The sequence below is a fragment of the Leisingera sp. ANG49 genome (genome assembly GCF_059694505.1).
The window spans coordinates 1-2,477 of record NZ_JCATZN010000031.1 but is presented as its reverse complement, the minus strand read 5'-3'; the positions used below and the strand labels follow the sequence as shown (position 1 = coordinate 2,477).

Genomic DNA, 2,477 nt, shown 5'->3' with positions numbered 1-2,477 from the left:
CATAACGGTGGGCCAATTCAGATGGGCTGTCCACTGGTGAGCGGAAACCGGTAGACCCTAATTCTAGCGATCTGATATGTTCTAATTTGGTGTCACCTTTTGCGCGTGATGACCTTTTTTAGCAGGTATTTAGGCGAAAGAAGTGAGGAACACGCGAAGTGAAAAATCGGCTTTCTAGCGGCATCCTCCAGTTCCAGCACAGAAACGTCCGAGAATGCAATGAGTTCTTCGTTCTCTGGCGGATGCTGCAAAACAGCTAACGTAGACAGAAAATCTTGAGCGCCCCTTCACTTTAGCTCCTTGATGCCATCAAATTCATGAGGGGGCCTCCACATACTACTGATGAATTGTGATCCAGACACATTTGTTCTATGTTTCCCAATTCCCCTCCACCACTTCCCAACCCTCTTACCGGGATCATTATTTCGCCAACAAGAATTGCACAGCTTCGACTCGTAAAAAATTCATAGGAAACCAATGGGTGTCGTTGTGACGCCTTTTTGAAGTTATTGATTATTGATTTGGGAAGAACCGTACGCAGCAAGTCTATTTCGATAATACTTGTGAGCTCTTCTGGGTCACCTATTGCTGTGCTAGATTGATCAGGCAGTTTTATAAATTCACAGTCTGACCTTAGCAAGTTTTCAGCACAATGTGTGCGAGTTAGGATGTCACAAACTGGCACCGGTGATTGATATCGCTGATCAAATATTTCATCTCCGATTGACAGATCTTCCACTTTCTCCCATTGAGCAGGAGTAACCGAAACGCACACGTCAGTTCCCACTCCAAACATTTTCCCCTCAGCTTAACCCTGCATCACGCCAATAGCAGTATTTGCACGTACTACTATTGAGCTATTTTTGATAAGCGTCTTCTGTAGTTAGAAAACACACAGCCGACCTTCATGTCACTTGCCCCATATTCTCTTGGCGGAAAGGCTCGCGGCCAAGGTGGCGTAATTTGGAAAAGTGATTCTCAATCACAATTTAGCGGTCTGACATATGAAGTAAGTACATTATTTAGTATATAACACATTTTCGTTCATGAATTGGAAATGGATCAAACTTGCTCTGCCCCCTGAAAACTGTAACCGTCCGGTCTGCCCGCGCTGACGGTGGTCGTTAGTGATGGATAATGTCCATTAGCGAACAAGTGGACATTAACGAGGTTGAACATGTCGAAGCGGCGCAGGCGGCGGACTTGGTCTGAAGATGAGAAACGGATGATCTGCGCCCAGACGCGGGTGCCTGGCGTATCGGTTGCCCAGGTTGCGCGGCGCTACGATGTGAATGCCAATCAGGTCTTCAATTGGCTGAAAGAGCTGCGTTTTGCAGGTGAGGCCGATGAGAAGCAGGACGCACCCCGGTTCCTGCCGGTTGAAGTTTTGGATCCTGAACCTGCGGGGGCGCTGCCGGATACCGGTGCGCAGATTGAGTTAGAGCTTGCCAACGGCCATCGGCTGAAGGTTCAGGGCGGCTTTGATCCCGATGCGCTCGCCGCACTTATCCGGAAGCTGTCGGCGTGATCCCGGTTCCAGCAAGCACAAAGGTCTGGCTGGCCGCCGGGGTTACAGACATGCGCAAAGGGTTTGGCGGTTTGTCGGCTCTGGCCGAGAAGGTGCTGGCCGAAGATCCGTTTTGCGGGCATCTGTTTGTGTTCAGGGGGCGGCGAGGCGATCTGCTGAAGGTGATTTGGTGGGATGGCCTGGGGACGTGCCTGTTCTCCAAGCGGCTGGAGCGGGGCCGATTTGTCTGGCCCTCTGCGAGAGACGGCAAGATCAGCCTGACACCGGCGCAGCTGTCGATGCTGCTGGAAGGGATCGATTGGCGATTGCCGCAGAAGACCTGGAAGCCGCTGACGGCTGGTAATTTTCCCGCAATTGCAGAGCCGTAGGATTCCCATTCCACCGTGGCCGGGGTATATTCCGGCCCATGCTGGATGCGCCCAAAACATTGCCTTCCGATCCCGGTGAATTCCGCGAGACAGCGGAGGGGCTGCTTGATCTGGTAAAGGCGCAGGCGCTGAGGATCACCAAGCTGGAACACCAGCTTGCGGGCCATAACCGGCACCGGTTCGGCTCAAAGTCGGAAAGCCTGGATCAGCTTCAGCTCCGTCTGGAGGAGGAAGAGACCGCGGCAGCGCAGATGCTCCTGACGGGGATGCCGAGGGGCAGAAGGCCAAGACTAAACGCAAGCCGCTGCCGCCCGAACTGCCCCGGATTGATCAGGTTCTGAAGCCTGGCGAAGCCTGCACGTGCGGCGGCCAGCTGCGGGCCATTGCCGAAGATGTGACGGAGGAGCTGGAATATGTGCCGGGCCGGTTCGTGGTGAACCGGATTGTCCGTCCGCGCATGGCCTGCCGGGATTGCGACCGGATCGTTCAATCTGCACTGCCATCGCGTCCGATTGAACGGGGCCGTCCCGGTCCCGGCCTTTTGGCGCAGGTCATGTTTAGCAAAATTGCCGACCACTGCC

Annotated in this window: 2 protein-coding genes and 1 pseudogene; all 3 read left to right on the top strand. The window is 53.7% G+C overall.

The window, feature by feature from the left end:
* The first annotated feature begins 1,177 nt into the window (after positions 1-1,177).
* Positions 1,178-1,528, top strand: coding sequence for an IS66-like element accessory protein TnpA (gene tnpA / locus AC58NV_RS23490; RefSeq protein ID WP_497229300.1), 351 nt, complete (start codon positions 1,178-1,180; stop codon positions 1,526-1,528).
* A complete protein-coding gene (gene tnpB, locus AC58NV_RS23485; protein WP_497229299.1) occupies positions 1,525-1,896 on the top strand; it encodes an IS66 family insertion sequence element accessory protein TnpB in 372 nt (123 codons plus the stop codon). The genes tnpA and tnpB overlap by 4 nt, the downstream gene beginning before the upstream one ends.
* 38 nt (positions 1,897-1,934) lie before the next feature.
* Positions 1,935-2,477: pseudogene (locus AC58NV_RS23480) on the top strand (transposase domain-containing protein); the annotation flags it as partial.